A 16,008-nucleotide genomic window follows, 5' to 3' on the forward strand; every position below is an offset into this window, starting at 1 on the left:
GGGCAGTCAGCAAAGCGCCCGCGAGTGGCTTGTACAGTTCACCCATTATTATAACGCACAACGACCGCATCAAGCACTCGATGGACGCACCCCGATTCAGGAGGTGCGTAACTAGACAGTGCCTCTAAAACAAATAATTATGGACCTCGCCACGCCCACGACTCGTCCCCGCGGGGTTTTTGACGCCCGGGCCGAAACCGACGGGTGATGAACAAACCGGGCATCATCGGCACGATTCAACTCGCGGCGACGCTGGTCTTCGCGCTTCCGGTCGGCCTGCTCGGCGTCCAGTTCCTCCTCGACGGCAAGGCGCTCCTCGGCGGCGGATTCGTCGCCGTGGCGGTCCTGATGGTCGTGCTGGAGGAGTACCTGACGACCCCGACCGACGTGCCGGGCGCTGTGGCCCAGAAGACCGTCGGCAAAGTGGCGAAGACGCCGGACGACGAGGAGTGAGCTTTTGGAGTGGCAATTTGTACCGACGCTTGTGGTGAATATGTCTTCTGCTGACCGGACAGTACTTTTGAAGGGGATAACTCAGTAGAGCTAGCTTCAGGCTTGAGCACAGGAGTCACCGCCACCGCACAGCACCGCAACCGCACCGCCACCGCGGACCTCACACCTCCCCAGTCTCTTCCCTCACTCCCTCACTTCGTTCGGTCGTTCAGTCATCCACCGGCAGAGACGAGCTCTGCCGAGCCTGCGGTCGCTACGCTTTCGCAGACCTCGCACGGATTGGCGTGCCACGGAGGGCACGCCAGCGCGCGCCGGGAATCAAGTGAGTCGCAGAAACGAGAGAGAATTTCGTGAAAGCCGAAAACAGCCTATTCGGACGAAACCTACTGCGCGGGCGGTTCTTCGACTTCTTCCAGCACGTCCTCGACGCCCTTGCCGTTCGGTTCGTTGTAGAGCAGCACGTCGATGGGGAGGGTCGGCGCGCCGCCGACGAGGTTCTCCATGACGACCAACCGCTCTCGGGCGCGGGACATCCCGACGTAGAAGACCCGCCGCTCGTTGTCGGTCAGGGTCGGCACGGGGTCGGTCGTGGCGGTGAACTCCTCGCCCTCGACCGGCCCGTCCACGGTGGCGGCCATCTGCTCGACGACCTTCTCGGTCAGGTCGGTGGCGACGAAGACGTGGTCGGCCTCACGACCCTTCGCGGAGTGGATGGTGCCGATGCGGACGCGGTCGGCGTCCATGCCCTCGTAGTCGCCGCCGAAGTAGGCCCGCATCGAGTTCTTCTGGAAGCTGGTGACCTTCCGGACCATGTCGGCGGCCGAGGCCGGGCCGGGCATGAACGGCGCGAAGTCGGTCACGAAGTCGGGTTCGACCTCGATTTCGGCGAGGTCGTCGGTGTCGGCCTCCTCCTTGCGCTCGTCGATGGCGTCGAAGAGGTCGTCGCGCTCGTTGGTGCCGAACGCCGAGTCCTGAAGCATGTCGGCGAACCGCCGGGCCTGCAGGGCGGTGATGGGTTCGTCGTTGTCCACCTTCTCGACCGCGTCGACGTACTGCTGGAGGCGGTCGGTCCACATCCGCTGGTCGGTCAGGCACTTGAAGGGGACGCCCTCGTCGATGAACTCGTCGATGAACCGGAACATCTGGTAGCGCGCCCGGAACAGCAACATTAGCGTCCCGTCGTGCTCCTCGATGGTGTACCGGACGTTGCGGACGAGTTCGAGCATCGAGGGGCTATCGACCTGCTCGACGGTTCCGCCCTCTTTGCGCGGCGAGAGGTTCTTCTCTTGGCGCTCGTCTATGTGGCGGACCTCCTGCTGGACGACGCGCAGAATCTCGGAGGGGAGGCGGTGGGAAGTGTCCAAAATCACGTCGTCGCCGGTCTCTTCGAGTAGGAGTTTGGGGTCCGCGCCCTGCCAGGCGTAGACGACCTGGTCGTCGTCGCCCGCGATGAGGACCTGCTCCATGTGGGGCTTCCACTCCTCGTAGACGTCGTACTGGAGGCTGGTGATGTCCTGGAACTCGTCGATGACCAGATAGTCGACGTTCGGCAGGAGCGAGCGCTGTTTGACCCGTTCGAGCATGTCGGCGAATCCGACCAGGTCGTTCTCGCCCTTGTAGTTGCGCCATCCGCGGATGGCCTCGGGCACGTCGAGTCGGTCGTCGTCGCTGGGCCACGTCGGGGTGTACTTGTTCCCTTCTTGGGCGTTCGGGTCGATGTCCGGCGGCAGGCGGACCTCCTCGTCGTTCCACTGGAAGGGCACGTCGTACCAGTCGGAGACGTCTCGACTGGTCCGCTGGAGCCACTGGCTCGTGGCGATAATCTTGTTGCCGAGGGTGGTCGAGCGAGCGGTCCGGCGACCCGCGCCGCTGTACTCGTCCTCGAACTCGATGCCGAAGTCCTCGCAGAACTCCTTCTTGTCAGATTCGCCGACAACGTCGTTGCGCGAGAGGTCGAGCAGTTCGTAGGCCTTCGCGTGCATCGTGCAGACCGACCCCTGAAGCGACCGGGGGTTGAGGTCCCGTCGCTCGGCCAGACGCTCCCGGACCTCGTTTGCGGCCGCTCGGGTGTACGAGACTAGCAGAATGTCGTTGACGCCGACGTCGTCCTTGTCGAGTATCGCCTCGACTCGGTCGAGCAGTTCGGTGGTTTTCCCGCTTCCCGGGCCACCGAACAGACGGGTCACTTGTTCGTCCGTGTCTTGACTCATTACACCAACTCCATGTCCCCCGCACTCATAAAACGACGTGAATCGGATTGACGCCGTTCGTCGATAACGCCGCGGCTCCCGAGAGACGTTCGCTAACGGAAAACCGACCGATTCGCCGCGCTACGAGGTGTTTCGGGGCGAGCGCGCTTCGCGGACTTCGCTCCCGTCCCGAATCTTGTCTTCGCACTCGGGGCAGACGCGCGGGTTCTCTACTTCGCGGGGTGTGAAGACTCGGGCGTACGCGTCCGTCACGAACGAACCGCAGTTCTGACATTCAGGCATTTCTCTTATGCCACTACTGAAATCTTACACTATATTTCTATCGACACCGACCGGAACGCCTCAAACTGCCGATAGAGACGAGCTGAGCCGAGAAACGCGGTTTACGGTGGTAAAAACAGTAATTTTATAATTATTCTTCCTAGACTGCTCTCGGCTCTCCACGACCGGTCTGAATAAGGGTGTCTAGCCCCGAGTACGGACGATGGCACCTGCCCTCGACGTGTTGGCGTTCGCGCTGCTGCCCGCCGTGCTGTGGGGGTTCGCGCCCATCGTCTCCAAGCGCGGGATGGCCGCAGGTGGGACCTCAGTTCAGGCGTCGCTGGTCGTCGTCCTCGTGGACTCCGCGATTTACTGGGCTGCGCTCCTCGTCCTGAAGGGCGGGAATCCTCTCGGCGGCCTCTCGCCGTGGACTCTCGGCATCTTCGCGTTCGCGGGACTGGTCGGCACCTCGCTCGGGCGTCTGGCGGTGTTCACGGGCGTCGATAGGGTCGGCGCGAGCGTCAACAGCGCGGGCGTCAGCACCCGACCGCTGTTCGCCACGGCGCTCGCGGTGGTCTGGCTCGGCGAGGCCGTGAACTTTGCGACCGTGCTGGGCGTCCTCGTGCTGGTCGCTGGACTCGTCGTCCTCACGCTGGCGAAGGGCGGCGACATCTCCGGATGGGAGCCGCGGGACCTCCTCTTTCCGGTCGCGGCAGCCTGCGCCTTCGCGGTCGGTAACGTCGTCCGGAAGTTCGGCCTCGACACGACGCCCGCCACGACCCTGCAGGCGGTCACGGTCAACGAGACCGCCGCGCTGGTCGGTCTGGCCGGGTACGCGCTCGCCGCGAACCGGCGAGACGTCTTCGACATGCCGCGCCGGACTTACGGCTACTTCGCCGTCTCGGGCACGATTACGGCGGTCGCGCTCCTGTCGCTGTTCGAGGCGTTCTCCCGCGGTCCGGTCGCGGTCGTGGACCCCCTCGCCGGGACCGCGCCGCTCTTCACGACGATTTTCGCGGCGCTCCTCTTGCAGGACTTGGAGAAAGTCACCCGCGGGGTCGTCGCGGGCGCGGCGCTCATCGTCGTCGGCGCGGGGTTCATCACCGCGTTGTAGTTCGGCGCGGGTTCATCACCGCGTTGTAGCTCTGTCTCTACCCGAGTAAACGCATGACGACGCCGATGCCTATCGTGAGGACGCCGAGGATGGTCGCAATCGGCGGAATCGGGACGAACAGCATCACGACTCCGGCGAGGATGACGTAGGTCGAGAGTCGGACCATATCCTCGGTAGGACTCGTAGCCGGAAACCGATTGGCTCGCGTTGTCGAGGCTTCGCCGCCGAAAAAAGCCGCCGTCGGTCAGTTACGGTTCGTTTCCCCCACCGCGCCGAGAGAGGCGACCGAAACTACGGTCGCCAACCGCATACCGAGCATTCGCTCGCAGACGTATCGTGAAGCCCGCCGCACTCCGGACACTTTTTCTTGTTATAGTCGTCCTGCCAGCCGACGGTCTCGGTTTCGTGACCACGCTCGGACAGGAACTCGTCGAAGAGGTCGTCGTCGCCAGTCGGTGCGGTCGCCATACATGGTATGCTAATGCACACCATCCTTATAACCGTGTTGGTCTCACACTCGAACTAGAGCGATATGGAAATCCCTGATTTCTCACGTGTCGGAACCTGTAGCACGCGGTAGGACCGGCCTAACCGTCGCTACGGGAGGGCTATTTCGGGCCGGAAAAACGAGCGACCGAGCGATGAGGAGCTACTTGAACGTCACGCCGACGTCGTGCATCCCCTCGTTCTCCATTGCGATGTTGATGAGCAGCGGCGTCATACTCTCGACTTCCGCGGCGTTAGCGATGCCGCCCGCCTTCAGCGCGCGGAGGCCCTCGATTTGGTCCGCCAGTTGGCGCACCGTCTCGACGGCGTCCTCGTCGTCGCCGACCACGAGCGTGTCGAGGTCCAACTCCACGTCGAGGTTCGCCAGTCGGTCGGCAGAGAGGTTGTGGAAGGCCCCGACTACGGGGACCTCGTCGGGCGCGGCGTCGGCGACGAGTTTCGTCACGCTTCCGGCCTTCGGAGGCTTGTAGTGGAAGCCCTCCTCGTCGCGGTCCATCCCGACCGCCGGGGAGACCAACACGTCGGCCTCCTCGATTCGGTCGGCGACCGCCTCGACGGTGTCGCGGGCGTGGAAGGCGGGCACCGCCAGCACCACCACGTCGGCGCGGTCGGCCGCCATCTCGTTGGCGAAGCCCTTGACCTCGCGCTCGACGCCGACGCTGTCGAGTTCGGTCTCGTACTCGTCGGCCTTCCCGCGAGCCCGCTCGGGGTCCCGGGAGCCGATGAGAATCTCGTGGTCGGTGTCTCGCGCCCACCGGAGCGCGAGGGCCTGTCCGATGTCGCCGGTTCCGCCGAGGAGTGCGATTCGCATACTCCCTCCTCCGGGCGGGCGGAAAGTAAGGTTTCCTGACTCCGGCAACCTGCGACGTTACACAATACAATTACATACAATCGTCTTGAAATTATTTTTGTTTTCTTTAGCATTGTATCCTTATATTGACGGAAGCAGTCGGGAGGCACCGCCGGAAAGGACCTGCCGTCGGGAGTACAGTCGAGAAATCCGAGTCGAAGGCTTCGAAAGCCCCCGCCCGGTTCGCGGTCGCTCCGAGGGATATTCGGCGCGCGCAGTCCTGCGCGCGCCGAATAGTGGCCCATCGGAGACAACCGAGTAAACGCGAACCGCGCGGCCCCTTTCAGTCCCACCCACGGCGGCTGGTTGACCGGGCTCATCCACGGCGGCTGTTCAGTCGGTCGCATCCCACGGCGACTGGTCGGCCGAGCGCCCGCTGGCGGTCTGTCCACCGCCGCGCTCGTATCCGCGGCCGCTACGACTCTCGATTCGTGAGTTTCGCCCACCCGCCGGAGTACGCCAGCCACGCGCCGAACGCGACCCCCGCGAGCAGGACTGCCAGCCTGACCGGCGAGTAAAACGAGGGCACGACTATCTCGGTGCGAACGAGCAGGTCCCAGACGGCCTGCGTGGCGAACACGGAGACGAGAAACAGGACGTGTCGCTTCCAGCCGCGAGCGTAGAGCCGCGAATCGTATCGGTAGGCCACCGCGAGTGCGACGAGGAAGACGACGGGAACCACGACCAGTTGGGTAATCGGGTCGGGCGGCGAGAACAGCGCGCTGAAGAAGAACGCGGCGAGAAGCGCGTCCGGAATCGCGCTTCTGAGTCGGGACCAGTCCATGCCCGAAGCCACCGACAGCGACGACAAAAAGCTACTCCAGCAGGTCCGACGGGTCACTCCAGCAACTCTGGCAGGTCGTTCACCGAGTCGATGACGGCGTTCGCGCCCGTCTCCTCGTACTTCCGGCGGCCCTCCTCGCCCGTCAGGCCGCCGGTCAGCACGCCGACGCCGAAGTAGTCCCGTGCGGGGTCCTCCTCGGCGGCGTTTCTGGCGGTCCGAATATCGTCCAGCGTGTCGCCGACGAAGACCACCGATTCGGCCCCGAATCGCTCGGCGAGCGTCGTCAGGGCGTGGGGGTGTGGCTTGCCCTCCTCCCAGTCGTCCATCGTGAATCGCCGGTCCTCGGGCACGTCGAGTCCGGCCCGGCGCTGGGCGATGTCGGCCTCGTCCCGGGGGCGACCGGTGACGACGCCGAGGGGATACTCGGCGAGGAGGTCCAGCGTCTCCGATTCGAGCAGAATCGGTTCGTCGTGGATGAACCCCGGAGCCTCGATGTCGAGCGTCGGCGCTCCGCCCTCGATGTCGGCGTAGAGGTCGTTACCGAGATAGAGCTGCTGGAAGACCTCGCGGAGATGCTCGGGGTCCCAGTCGGCCCGGGCGCGCTCTCGGGCCGACTCCGAGAGGACCTCGTCCACGACCGCTTCGGCGGCGTCGAGACCGTCGGCGGCCTCGGTGTCCTCGCGTTCGGCCCGCCGGGCCGCGATTCGGTCGGTGAACTCCTCGACGTCGAGGTCCATGCCTTCCCGGCGCGCGAGGAGGAACAGCGCGACGGCGTAGGTCACGTCCCAATCGTTGTTGAACCCGCCAGCGTCCTTGAACGACTGGGTCTCGTCCTTCCCGATGGTGTCGCCGTGGACGCGCTCTACGGTCTCTACGACTGCGCGTCGGTAGGAGTCGGACTCGTCCACGACCACCCCGTCGATGTCCAGCACGACAGCGTCGACTTGCATGAGCGAGGGTAGTAAACCGGAATTGAAGGGTCTTCCGAAGGCCGATATTGCTCGACCGTCTCACCCGTCTGACTCCCGTGCCCCCTTCCACTGGGCGACGTGAGTCAGCGTCACCAGTCCGAGGCCGCCGACCAGATTCCCGGCCGTGACCACGCCGGTCGTGACGGCCAACTCGCCGAGGGCGATGTTCGCGCCCAAGAACATCCCGAAGACGACGTGGAGCATCGTGACGATGACGTGGTCGAAGACCCCGACCGTCAGCAGGACGCCGACGACGTAGGCCACCGCGATTCTGCTGGCGACGCTGTTGACCGCTTCGAGGAGGAAAGACAGCAGCGCGACCAGCGTCCCACCGACGATGCCCTTTGCGAACTCGGCGCTGGTCCGCCGGTGGACGACCTCGTGGGCGAAGGTGACGAGCGCCTCCTGCGTCCCCGTCGGGAGTGCGCCCTCGACCGACAGGACTGCGATGAAGAGGACGCCGCCGACGAGGTTGAGCGCGAAGGTGACCGACCACAGGCGGACGAGCGGCCCGACCAGCCACGAGTCGTCGGCCTCGACCGCCTTCGCCACCGGGTCGAAGAAGTTCTCGTTGAACAGTTCGGTTCGACCCACCACGAGGAACACGAGCGCGACGCCGAACGCCAGCGACCCCCCTATTTTGGCGATGCCGTGGCCGAACCCCGGTTCGACGAACGCCTCCACGATACCGAGCGCTACGATGCCGAAGACGACCGTGAACCCGGCGATGAAGCTGGTTGCGACGAGTTCGAGCATCGACTGGTCGAGGCGGCGCTCGCCCTCCTCGACCGCTCGGTCGAAGATTTCGACTGGGTCGGGCGCGACGGACACGTGGTTTGTGTCGGTAGACGCGGTGAAAAGGCTCTTGGCGGGCTCGGCGTCAGCCTCGTTCGAGGGGACTACTCCCGAGCCACGAAAATCGTCTCCCCCGGCACCGTCTCCCGTTCGACCGGAATCGCGGGCGGGTCGCCGCCCAGCGTCGTGAACAGGAAGGCGGCGTCGGCGCTCTGGGCCACGTCGAGGAGGGGCCGGTGCAACTCCGGCGGGAGGTTCAGCGCGTAGAGGAGGTCGGCGTCGCGGTAGATTTCGAGGGACGGGTCGAGGACGTCGTCGCGCTCGAACCGCACCTCCTCGGGGACCTCGCGCCGGTGAACGTCGGTCGCGGTGACAGTCGTGCCTTCGTCGGCCAGCGCGCTCGCTACGTCGGTCCGGTTGCCGATACCGACCTCGACGGCGGTGTCGAACGCGGCGAGTCGAGCGACGACGGCTTGGCGAGTCGGGGGACGCACGGCGGGAAGTTTATGGGCCGCTCCCGCATAGTGTTTCCCATGCTCGTTGATGTCGTCCCGGTCGGTGACCTGTCCGCGAAGGTCAAGCGGCAGGCCTCGACCGCCCTGCGCTCCGTCTACGACTGCGACGTTACTATCCACGAAACCCAGCCGATTCCCTCTGGCTCACACGACGAGAAGCGCGACCAGTACCGCGCCGAGGAGTTCATCGAACTCGCGGGGCGCGTCGGGTCGGGCGAGAAGAACATTGCGATTACGCCGAAGGACCTCTTCTATCGCCGCCGCAACTACGTCTTCGGTCTCGCCTATCTCGACGGCAACGGGAGCGTCATCTCTACCTATCGGCTTCAGACGTCCAGCGACGGCGGGTTCTCGAACCGGAGCGCGGGCGAAATCTTCTCCGACCGGGTGCGCAAGGAGGTCGTCCACGAGATCGGCCACACGCTCGGCCTCGAACACTGCGACAACAAGCGGTGTGTCATGAACTTCTCGCCGACCGTCCGCGAGGTGGACGTCAAAGAGGAGAACCTCTGCGGGTCGTGCCAGCGGGAAGTCTTGTAGTCCGTGGACTAACGCTCTATTTCTCTCCCAAATCAAACCCGTTCTCTAAGATTGAAAGAGATATTTCTACACGCCGCTGACTGTCCCCGACTCGTCCGCACGCCGTCGCCACCGAATCCCCTCGATGGTCGCGCCGACCAGCGAGACGAGGCTGAGGACGAGCCACGGCACTTGCTCGCCCATCCCGGTCGGCAGGACGTACTTCGAGACGGCGACGACGAACCCGAGGTAGCGCTCGACCAGCGACTCCTCGCCGCCGTCGGCCAGATTCGCCTCGGTGGCGGTCGGGTGGTCGCGGCTTCCCTCCGCGAGCGCGCTGTCGTTCCACTCCGCTGGCAGGCGGTCGGCCTCGTAGGGCAGGTCGCCGGTCTCGACCGCCCAGACGATTTCGCCGTTCTCGTTCACCTCGACCACGCGGTCGTTGTACGAGTCGGTGACGAGCGTGTGGCCGTTCGCCAGCCGGTCGGCGTCCCGCGGCCAGTCCAGCGTCGCGCTCCCGCCGAACTCCCAGACGACTTCGCCCGAGGCGTTCAACTCGACGACGCGGTCGTGTTCGCTGTCCGCCACGAGGAGGTGGTCGTCCGCGAGTCGGTCGGGGTTGTGCTGTTCGTAGAGAATCTCGCCCTTCCCGGCGAACTGGTTCGGGCCGACGACGGGTTCGACCGTCACCGCCCGGTCGTCCGGTTCGGTCCCGTTCTCGACGTGAAGCTCGACCACGGTGTCGAAGTTCCGGAGGCTGACCTGAAACACGCCGGGCCGGATGCGGTCCACGTCGTTCATGTGAGTCCAGTCGCTCTCGGGACCCATCCGGTCGGGCCGGTCGTAGGTGTCGGTGGCGTTCCACTGCCAGACGATTTCCTGCTGGCGGTTGACCGCGAACACGCGGTCGTTGCCCATGTCCACCAGCACCCAGCGGTCCTCGCCATTCTTCGTATAGTGGTCGGCGTCGTGGAGTTCGTGCTCGTGGAGTTCCGCGTCGTGCCACGAGTACTCCCAGACGACTTCCTTGGTCGATTTGTTCAGGATGCGGAGGCTGTTTCGGACGCAGTTTTTGAACCCGTCGTTGCGGTAGCGGTCGGGGCACTCCGCGTCGGGAATCTCGTCGGCGGCCGACAGCTGAATCCGGTCGGGGCCGAGCGCCTCCACGTCGAAGGCGTCGTCTGGTTCGCGGTACTCCCAGACTACGTCTCCCTCCGGCGTCAACTCGACGACGCCGCCTTCGTGTTTGTACCCCTGTAGCGCGACGAGGGTGTTCGACTCGGGCGATTCGGCGGCAATCGTCAGGCGAGGTTTCTCCGGTGCCGCCAGCACGCCGACGCTCGCTACCGCGAGGCAGAGGACCGCGAAGCACGCGAACATCTTGGCTCGGCGTTCGGACCCGGTTCCGAGCCAGTCGGGGAGACGTGTCACTACGTGGGGTTATGAGTTCGCTGACGAAAATCGTTCGGTTCTGAGATGGACGACGCGCGTCCCGGTCTGCTCTGTCGCCGACCGGATGCGTCCTGTTCTCGGAGTGGGGCTTTCCCCACAGTCGTCGTGACCGCTTGCCATGCGGCCCAAAGCGTCCAGCAGTCGCCGGTCGAGACGCTCCGCCGAACGTCGTCGAGCGAAACTGCGCCGAGAAGAGAAAACCCAACCCCGAAAAATCAGGGCGCGTAGTAGTACTCGCCTTCCTTCTTCTGCTCGCGGTCGAGTTGGCTCCCCGGCTTGTTGATGCGGGGTCGGCCGACGTTCTCGTCGCGTCGGAAGGTGATGTCGAGGTTGGCGAGGAAGTCGTTCATCCCGTCGCGCATCCCCTTGGGTTCGCTGGCGTGACCCTGCACCGCGGGTTCGCCGTCGAAGACCATCAGGCGGTCCGCCAGCAGGTCTATCATGTAGATGTCGTGGTCGATGACCATCACCGTCGCGTCCTGCTGTTCGGCGAATCGCCGGATGGCGTTAGTCGCCCGGACGCGCTGTTCGACGTCGAGGTACGCCGAGGGTTCGTCCAGCAGGTAGAGGTCCGCCGACTCAGAGAGGGTCGCCGCGATGGCGACGCGCTGGCGCTCGCCGCCCGAAAGGTCGGTCAGTTGCTGCTCCATGATGCGCTCCAACTGGAGCGGTTGGGCGATTTCGGTGTTCCAGTAGGACGACCCCACGCGGTCGGTAATCGACCGCAGGAAGGTGTCGGTCCGCATCGGCTGGTCGATTTCGATGTACTGGGGCTTGTAGGCGATGTCGAGGTCGAAGTCCACGTCGCCCTCGTCGGGTTCGAGTCGCCCCGCCAGCAGTTGCGCGAACGTCGATTTACCGATACCGTTCGGGCCGACGATGCCCAAGACCTCGTTCTCCCGAATCTTGCCGCCCTCGACTTCGAGGCCGAACTCGCCCTCGCCGTAGGATTTGGAGATGTCGGGGTACTCTATCAACGTGTCCGACCGCGTCACCTGTCGAGGAGCGTGCTCCTCGAACTCGATGGCGTCGGGCCGGATGCGCATATTCTCGTTCTGGAGGTAGCCCTTGAGATACTCGTTGATGCCGTTCCGGACCGACTTGGGCGAGGTGATGACACCGTACGCGCCGGGTTCACCGTACGCCACGTGGAGGTTGTCCGCCACGAGGTCCAGAATTGCGAGGTCGTGTTCCACGACCAGCATCGACTTGTCGTGCTCCTCGGCCATCTCCTGAATCAGTCGCGCGGCCTTCACGCGCTGGCTGATGTCGAGGTACGGCGTAATCTCGTCGATGAAGTAGAAGTCCACGTCGCGGGCCAGACACGCCACGAGCGCGACTCGCTGGAGTTCGCCGCCCGAGAGGCTGTCGATGTCCTGGTCCATCACGTGCTCGATTTCCAACCGTTCGAGGAGGTCGTCCAGAACTCCGCGCTCGTCGGTGTTCTCCAGCAGTTGGGACGTGGGACCGCTGAATCGGTCCGGAATCTTGTCCACGTACTGGGGCTTGCGAGCGACGCTGACCTGTCCGTCTTTGACCGCCGAGAGGTAGTCCTGTAGCTCGGTGCCCCGATAGGCGTCGAGGACCGCCTCCCATCCCGGCGGGTCGGCGTGCTGGCCGAGGTTGGGCGCGAGTTCGCCCGCCAGAATCTTGACCGCCGTCGTCTTCCCGATACCGTTCGGCCCGAGGATACCCGTGACCTGCCCTTCGAGGGGCACCGGTAGGCCGTAGAGCGCGAAGGCGTTCTCGCCGTACCGGTGAACCGGGTCGTCCTGTAGCTCCTGGGGCAGGTTGATAATCTCGATAGCGTCGAAGGGACACTTCTCGACGCAGATACCGCAGGTCTCCCCGAGGCAAATCTCCTCGCTGATGTGTACTTGGTCTGGGTCGCCCTCGTCGGCGTCCTCGCCGCGCAGCGTGATGCACTCCTTGCCCGTCCGATTCGGCGGGCAGTAGTTCTTGCACTCGTAGCTACACCGGTCTGGTTGACACCGTTCGAGGTCTACGACCGCGATACTGTCGTCTGCCATGATTTAGAAGGTGATTCCGTTCGTCAGCAGGATGGTCCACGTCACGAACCACATCGAGAAGGTCATAAACAGCACGTAGAGGTGGTCCTTCGTGGAGAAATCCTCGACGTCGATACCTAACACTTGCAGGACCGGCAACTGGACGAAGACGAATCCGGCCACGATGGCCAGACCCAGTTGGTCCTTGGCCGCCAGCCCGAGGAACGCGGCCGAGACGAACGCCGCCGCGACGCCCGCCAGCGTGGCGACGGCCGTCACCGTCACGCCCCGTATGTGGGCCGACCGCCGCTCGGATACCTGTTCGGTCGCCATGCGTGTCCCTCGGGGACGCGGACTCAAAAACCCCAACCTTTCTGATTCGCCTCCAACCTTTGGCCGCTCCCCGTTTGACCGCCACCCGTTTGGCTGGCCGCCACCTGTTTCCAGTCCGGTCGCGCCGAATCGATAGCTCGCCGCAACGCCGGACGCCGACCGAGTGCCAGACGTTCTCAATACTTTTATGCTGGTGGCGTGTTTCGATTCGTAACGATGGCAACTCAGTCCGAGTTAGAGGACATCGACGACCTGCCGCCGAGCGCGAAGTTGGTTTTCAAGGTACTCGAATACAAGGGCGCGCTGACCCAGAAGGAAATCGTCGAGGAGTCGATGCTGTCGGCGCGGACGGTCCGGTACGCTCTCGAACGACTGGAGGACCTCGAAGTCGTCGAGGAGGACGTCTACTTCGCCGACGCTCGACAGAACCTCTACGAAATCGACGTGCCGACCGAAACCACCGCCGAGGGGTGCGAGAAAGCGAACTGCGCAGACTGAGGGAGAATCGGATTCTACTGCGATTGCGGTCGTTTCTCCGCGACTGTTCGTCGGCGTTCGGGCCGTCGGCCCGGACCGACAGCGGGACCATTTATATCGAGCGAGGGAAAATTCGAAGTAATGGGTTTTGCCGACCGCTACGCCGACGCGCTGACGACGTACAGCAGAGTCGTCCTCCTCGTTCTCCTCGTCTCGACCGCTGTCGTCGGGTACGGCGCGGGGAGCATCGACTCGGGGGTGACGATTGCGAGTTTCGGGAGCGACTCGACCGAGGCCCAGAAACTCGACTACATCGAGGCGAACTTCACGACCGACGACGAGAACACCTCCGTCGTGCAGGTCGTCGTCCGCGGCGACGACGTGTTGACCAAGGAGTCGCTTCTGGAGACGCTCCGCCTCCAACAGCGCCTCCGCGAGAACGCGACGGTGAACCGGACGCTCCGGGAGGGACAATCGACCGTCGGCCTCTCGAACCTCGTTGCGACCGCCGCGATTCGACAGGAGCGGTCGGGCGACGGTGAATCGAATGCGAGCGCCGGACCGCCGAGCGACGCTGGCGCGCCGCCCGCTCCGCCGACGCTGGACGCCCAGATAGCGCAGCTAGAGTCGATGTCCCAGTCAGAAATCGACCGCGTCCTCTTGGGCGTCCTCGACCCGGAACGGACTGCGACCGGGCCGTTCGACCCCTTCACCCTGCTGGCGACCGACTACGAACCGGGGACGACGACGGCCTCGGCGCGCGTGGTCTTCGTCTTCCAGCAGGCCGATACCGGGGGCGACTCGCTTCCCGAGGACGTGGTGTCCGCTCAGCTTGCGACACAAGATATCGCCGACCGGACGGTCGAGTCCACCGAGGCCTTCGCCTTCGGCGCGGGCATCGTCAGCGAGCGGTCCGGGCAGGCGACCGGCGAGAGCTTCGCGGTCATCACGCCCTTCGCATTCCTGCTCGTCGTCGGCGTCCTCTTGGTCGCCTACCGGGACTTGCTGGACGTGATTCTCGGACTCGCCGGGACCCTGCTGGTCCTCGTCTGGATGGGCGGATTCATGGGCTGGGCCGGAATCGGCGTGACCCAAATCATCATCGCGGTCCCGTTCCTGCTCATCGGCCTCTCTATCGACTACGCGCTCCACGTCGTGATGCGCTACCGCGAGGCCAGAACCGAGGAGTCGGACCGCTCGGCCCGCGAGGCGATGCGTGCCGGTCTCGCTGGCGTGACGGTCGCCCTGGCGGCGACGACGTTCACCACCGCGGTCGGGTTCACCTCGAACCTCGTGAGTCCCATCGAGTCAATCCGGCAGTTCGGTCTCGTCTCGGCGTTCGGCATCGTCTCGGCGTTCGTCGTCTTCGCCGGTCTCCTGCCCGCGCTCAAACTCGAACTGGAGGGCCTGCTCGAACGGTTCGGGTTCGACCGGCGCAAGCGGGCGTTCGGTACCGGCGGGAGCGCGGCCAACCGACTCCTCGGCGTCGGCGCGACCGCGGCCCGGAAGGTTCCGGTCGCCGTCGTCCTCGTCGCACTGGTGGCGAGCGCGGGCGGTGGCTACGCCGCGACCGACATCGATACCTCCATCAATCAGGTGGACTTCCTGCCGCGGGACTCGCCCGACTGGATGGACTCGCTCCCCGGTCCGCTCCGACCCGGCGACTACGAACTCCGGGAGAACGTCGTCTTCCTCAACGACAAGTTCGTCCAGTCGCGCGACCGCTCCGAGGTCCAGATACTCGTCGAGGGGCCGGTCACCTCGCCCGACACCCTCGACAGACTCGTCGCGGCCCGCGAGGAGGTCGGCGCGAGTTCGACCGCCATCACGCTCGCCAGCGGTCGCCCTTCGGTGGACGGGCCGGTGTCGCTCCTCCGGCGCGTCTCGGCTCGCAACGAGACCGTCCGGCAGGTCGTCGCCGCGCGCGACACCGACGGCGACGGGATTCCCGACAGAGACCTCGGCGCGGTCTACGACGCGCTCTACGCCGCGGCACCCGACGAGGCCGGGGGCGTCGTCTCTCGGACCGACGACGGCCAGTACCGCGCGCTCCGCCTCGCGGTCGCCATCCGCGGCGGGTCCGACACGGGGACCGTCACCAGCGAGATGCGGGCCGTCGCCGAGACCATCGAGAGAGACAGCGACCTGACCGCGACCGCGACGGGCCAGCCCATCATCAACGAACTCGTCCAGCAGGGCCTGCTGACCACGCTCGTCCAGACCTTCCTCATCACGCTCGGAGTCATCGTGACCTTCCTGACGGTCATCTTCTACCGGCGCTACGGCACCCTCTCGTTGGGCGCGGTCACGATGGTTCCGGTCGTGTTCGCGCTGAGCTGGATTCTGGGCGCGATGTACCTGCTCGGGATTCCGTTCAACACCGAGACCGCCATCATCGCCAGCATCGCCATCGGTATCGGCGTGGACTACGCCATCCACATCAGCGAGCGATTCGTGGAAGAACTGTCGAACGCCGGAACCCCGGCCGCGGCGTTGGAGACCACGCTGGCCGGGACCGGCGGCGCGCTGTTGGCGAGTGCGGTCACGACCGCAGGCGGGTTCGGCGTCCTGCTGTTCGCGCTGGTACCGTCGCTCCAGCGGTTCGGACTGGTCACGGGGACGACCATCGTGTTCGCGTTCCTCTCCAGCGTGGTCGTCCTGCCGAGTCTGCTGGTGCTGTGGTGGCGCTATCTCGGCACCGGCACGCCGGTCGGCGACGCGACTGTCGGCACCGCTGGCGACTGAGAGCAGTTTGGTC

The 16,008-nt window shown here is 65.0% G+C and carries 18 protein-coding genes; 6 read left to right on the forward strand and 12 right to left on the reverse strand.

All coding sequences use genetic code 11. The annotated features are described in order from the left end of the window. Both EPL01_RS16200 and EPL01_RS16205 read left to right on the forward strand, forming a co-directional pair. Window positions 1-115 (forward strand): integrase core domain-containing protein (locus EPL01_RS16200; RefSeq protein WP_135826027.1); only part of this gene is annotated, 115 nt, incomplete at its 5' end. A gap of 92 nt (window positions 116-207) precedes the next feature. After that, on the forward strand, window positions 208-453 hold the full coding sequence (locus EPL01_RS16205) for a DUF7533 family protein (RefSeq protein ID WP_135826332.1): 246 nt from the start codon (window positions 208-210) through the stop codon (window positions 451-453). Between the two features lie 383 nt (window positions 454-836). On the opposite strand, the gene EPL01_RS16210 is transcribed toward EPL01_RS16205, so the two are convergent. Both EPL01_RS16210 and EPL01_RS22515 read right to left on the reverse strand, forming a co-directional pair. Beyond that, window positions 837-2,663, reverse strand: coding sequence for a UvrD-helicase domain-containing protein (locus tag EPL01_RS16210; protein ID WP_135826333.1), 1,827 nt, complete (start codon window positions 2,661-2,663; stop codon window positions 837-839). Window positions 2,664-2,783: 120 nt separating this feature from the next. After that, window positions 2,784-2,945, reverse strand: coding sequence for a DUF7563 family protein (locus EPL01_RS22515; RefSeq protein ID WP_449272275.1), 162 nt, complete (start codon window positions 2,943-2,945; stop codon window positions 2,784-2,786). 202 nt (window positions 2,946-3,147) lie between these two features. Here EPL01_RS22515 and EPL01_RS16215 point away from each other — a divergent pair, with 202 nt between their 5' ends. Beyond that, on the forward strand, window positions 3,148-4,038 hold the full coding sequence (locus tag EPL01_RS16215) for a DMT family transporter (protein WP_135826334.1): 891 nt from the start codon (window positions 3,148-3,150) through the stop codon (window positions 4,036-4,038). Between the two features lie 37 nt (window positions 4,039-4,075). Here EPL01_RS16215 and EPL01_RS16220 read toward each other — a convergent pair whose 3' ends face one another. The 7 genes from EPL01_RS16220 to EPL01_RS16245 form a co-directional block, all read right to left on the reverse strand. Continuing rightward, window positions 4,076-4,204, reverse strand: coding sequence for a transporter (locus EPL01_RS16220; protein ID WP_135826335.1), 129 nt, complete (start codon window positions 4,202-4,204; stop codon window positions 4,076-4,078). A 125-nt stretch (window positions 4,205-4,329) separates the two neighbouring features. After that, window positions 4,330-4,506 (reverse strand): HVO_0416 family zinc finger protein, encoded by a 177-nt coding sequence (locus EPL01_RS21795; RefSeq protein ID WP_168215934.1) that lies wholly within the window; start codon window positions 4,504-4,506, stop codon window positions 4,330-4,332. A gap of 181 nt (window positions 4,507-4,687) precedes the next feature. Further along, window positions 4,688-5,356 carry an NADPH-dependent F420 reductase gene (gene npdG / locus EPL01_RS16225; RefSeq protein WP_135826336.1) on the reverse strand — a complete coding sequence of 223 codons (669 nt, stop codon included), beginning with the start codon at window positions 5,354-5,356 and terminating at the stop codon, window positions 4,688-4,690. Between the two features lie 454 nt (window positions 5,357-5,810). After that, window positions 5,811-6,179, reverse strand: a complete 369-nt coding sequence (locus EPL01_RS16230; protein ID WP_135826337.1) for a hypothetical protein — start codon at window positions 6,177-6,179, stop codon at window positions 5,811-5,813. A 53-nt stretch (window positions 6,180-6,232) separates the two neighbouring features. After that, window positions 6,233-7,129: a TIGR01548 family HAD-type hydrolase gene (locus EPL01_RS16235; protein WP_135826338.1), complete on the reverse strand. Its 897-nt coding sequence runs from the start codon at window positions 7,127-7,129 to the stop codon at window positions 6,233-6,235. A gap of 60 nt (window positions 7,130-7,189) precedes the next feature. Beyond that, window positions 7,190-7,981: a formate/nitrite transporter family protein gene (locus tag EPL01_RS16240; protein WP_135826339.1), complete on the reverse strand. Its 792-nt coding sequence runs from the start codon at window positions 7,979-7,981 to the stop codon at window positions 7,190-7,192. A gap of 68 nt (window positions 7,982-8,049) precedes the next feature. After that, window positions 8,050-8,439 carry a UPF0146 family protein gene (locus tag EPL01_RS16245; RefSeq protein WP_135826340.1) on the reverse strand — a complete coding sequence of 130 codons (390 nt, stop codon included), beginning with the start codon at window positions 8,437-8,439 and terminating at the stop codon, window positions 8,050-8,052. Between the two features lie 39 nt (window positions 8,440-8,478). Between EPL01_RS16245 and EPL01_RS16250 the strand changes: the two genes are divergently transcribed. Further along, entirely contained in the window at window positions 8,479-9,000 is a 522-nt protein-coding gene (locus EPL01_RS16250; RefSeq protein WP_135826341.1) for an archaemetzincin family Zn-dependent metalloprotease, read from the forward strand. A 66-nt stretch (window positions 9,001-9,066) separates the two neighbouring features. Here the strand turns inward: EPL01_RS16250 and EPL01_RS16255 are convergent, their stop codons facing one another. The 3 genes from EPL01_RS16255 to EPL01_RS16265 form a co-directional block, all read right to left on the reverse strand. Further along, window positions 9,067-10,410: a hypothetical protein gene (locus tag EPL01_RS16255; protein WP_246045722.1), complete on the reverse strand. Its 1,344-nt coding sequence runs from the start codon at window positions 10,408-10,410 to the stop codon at window positions 9,067-9,069. A gap of 236 nt (window positions 10,411-10,646) precedes the next feature. Beyond that, window positions 10,647-12,461: a ribosome biogenesis/translation initiation ATPase RLI gene (locus EPL01_RS16260; protein ID WP_135826342.1), complete on the reverse strand. Its 1,815-nt coding sequence runs from the start codon at window positions 12,459-12,461 to the stop codon at window positions 10,647-10,649. A 3-nt stretch (window positions 12,462-12,464) separates the two neighbouring features. Continuing rightward, complete coding sequence (locus tag EPL01_RS16265) at window positions 12,465-12,773, reverse strand: EMC6-like membrane protein (RefSeq protein WP_135826343.1); 309 nt, start codon at window positions 12,771-12,773, stop codon at window positions 12,465-12,467. Between the two features lie 216 nt (window positions 12,774-12,989). On the opposite strand from EPL01_RS16265, the gene EPL01_RS16270 reads away from it, so the two are divergent. Then, entirely contained in the window at window positions 12,990-13,271 is a 282-nt protein-coding gene (locus EPL01_RS16270) for a helix-turn-helix transcriptional regulator (protein WP_135826344.1), read from the forward strand. 120 nt (window positions 13,272-13,391) lie between these two features. Next, window positions 13,392-15,995: an efflux RND transporter permease subunit gene (locus EPL01_RS16275; RefSeq protein WP_135826345.1), complete on the forward strand. Its 2,604-nt coding sequence runs from the start codon at window positions 13,392-13,394 to the stop codon at window positions 15,993-15,995. Window positions 15,996-16,008: the final 13 nt, after the last annotated feature.

Origin of the sequence: Halorussus ruber, assembly GCF_004765785.1 — an archaeon.
Taxonomy (GTDB): domain Archaea; phylum Halobacteriota; class Halobacteria; order Halobacteriales; family Haladaptataceae; genus Halorussus; species Halorussus ruber.

Bases quoted from the DNA above. Each gene is read 5' to 3' on its own strand.
- EPL01_RS16205 (WP_135826332.1), top strand. From the start codon at position 208: ATGAACAAACCGGGCATCATCGGCACGATTCAACTCGCGGCGACGCTG.
- EPL01_RS16210 (WP_135826333.1), bottom strand. From the start codon at position 2,663: ATGAGTCAAGACACGGACGAACAAGTGACCCGTCTGTTCGGTGGCCCG.
- EPL01_RS22515 (WP_449272275.1), bottom strand. From the start codon at position 2,945: ATGCCTGAATGTCAGAACTGCGGTTCGTTCGTGACGGACGCGTACGCC.
- EPL01_RS16215 (WP_135826334.1), top strand. From the start codon at position 3,148: ATGGCACCTGCCCTCGACGTGTTGGCGTTCGCGCTGCTGCCCGCCGTG.
- EPL01_RS16220 (WP_135826335.1), bottom strand. From the start codon at position 4,204: ATGGTCCGACTCTCGACCTACGTCATCCTCGCCGGAGTCGTGATGCTG.
- EPL01_RS21795 (WP_168215934.1), bottom strand. From the start codon at position 4,506: ATGGCGACCGCACCGACTGGCGACGACGACCTCTTCGACGAGTTCCTG.
- npdG (WP_135826336.1), bottom strand. From the start codon at position 5,356: ATGCGAATCGCACTCCTCGGCGGAACCGGCGACATCGGACAGGCCCTC.
- EPL01_RS16230 (WP_135826337.1), bottom strand. From the start codon at position 6,179: ATGGACTGGTCCCGACTCAGAAGCGCGATTCCGGACGCGCTTCTCGCC.
- EPL01_RS16235 (WP_135826338.1), bottom strand. From the start codon at position 7,129: ATGCAAGTCGACGCTGTCGTGCTGGACATCGACGGGGTGGTCGTGGAC.
- EPL01_RS16250 (WP_135826341.1), top strand. From the start codon at position 8,479: ATGCTCGTTGATGTCGTCCCGGTCGGTGACCTGTCCGCGAAGGTCAAG.
- EPL01_RS16260 (WP_135826342.1), bottom strand. From the start codon at position 12,461: ATGGCAGACGACAGTATCGCGGTCGTAGACCTCGAACGGTGTCAACCA.
- EPL01_RS16265 (WP_135826343.1), bottom strand. From the start codon at position 12,773: ATGGCGACCGAACAGGTATCCGAGCGGCGGTCGGCCCACATACGGGGC.
- EPL01_RS16270 (WP_135826344.1), top strand. From the start codon at position 12,990: ATGGCAACTCAGTCCGAGTTAGAGGACATCGACGACCTGCCGCCGAGC.
- EPL01_RS16275 (WP_135826345.1), top strand. From the start codon at position 13,392: ATGGGTTTTGCCGACCGCTACGCCGACGCGCTGACGACGTACAGCAGA.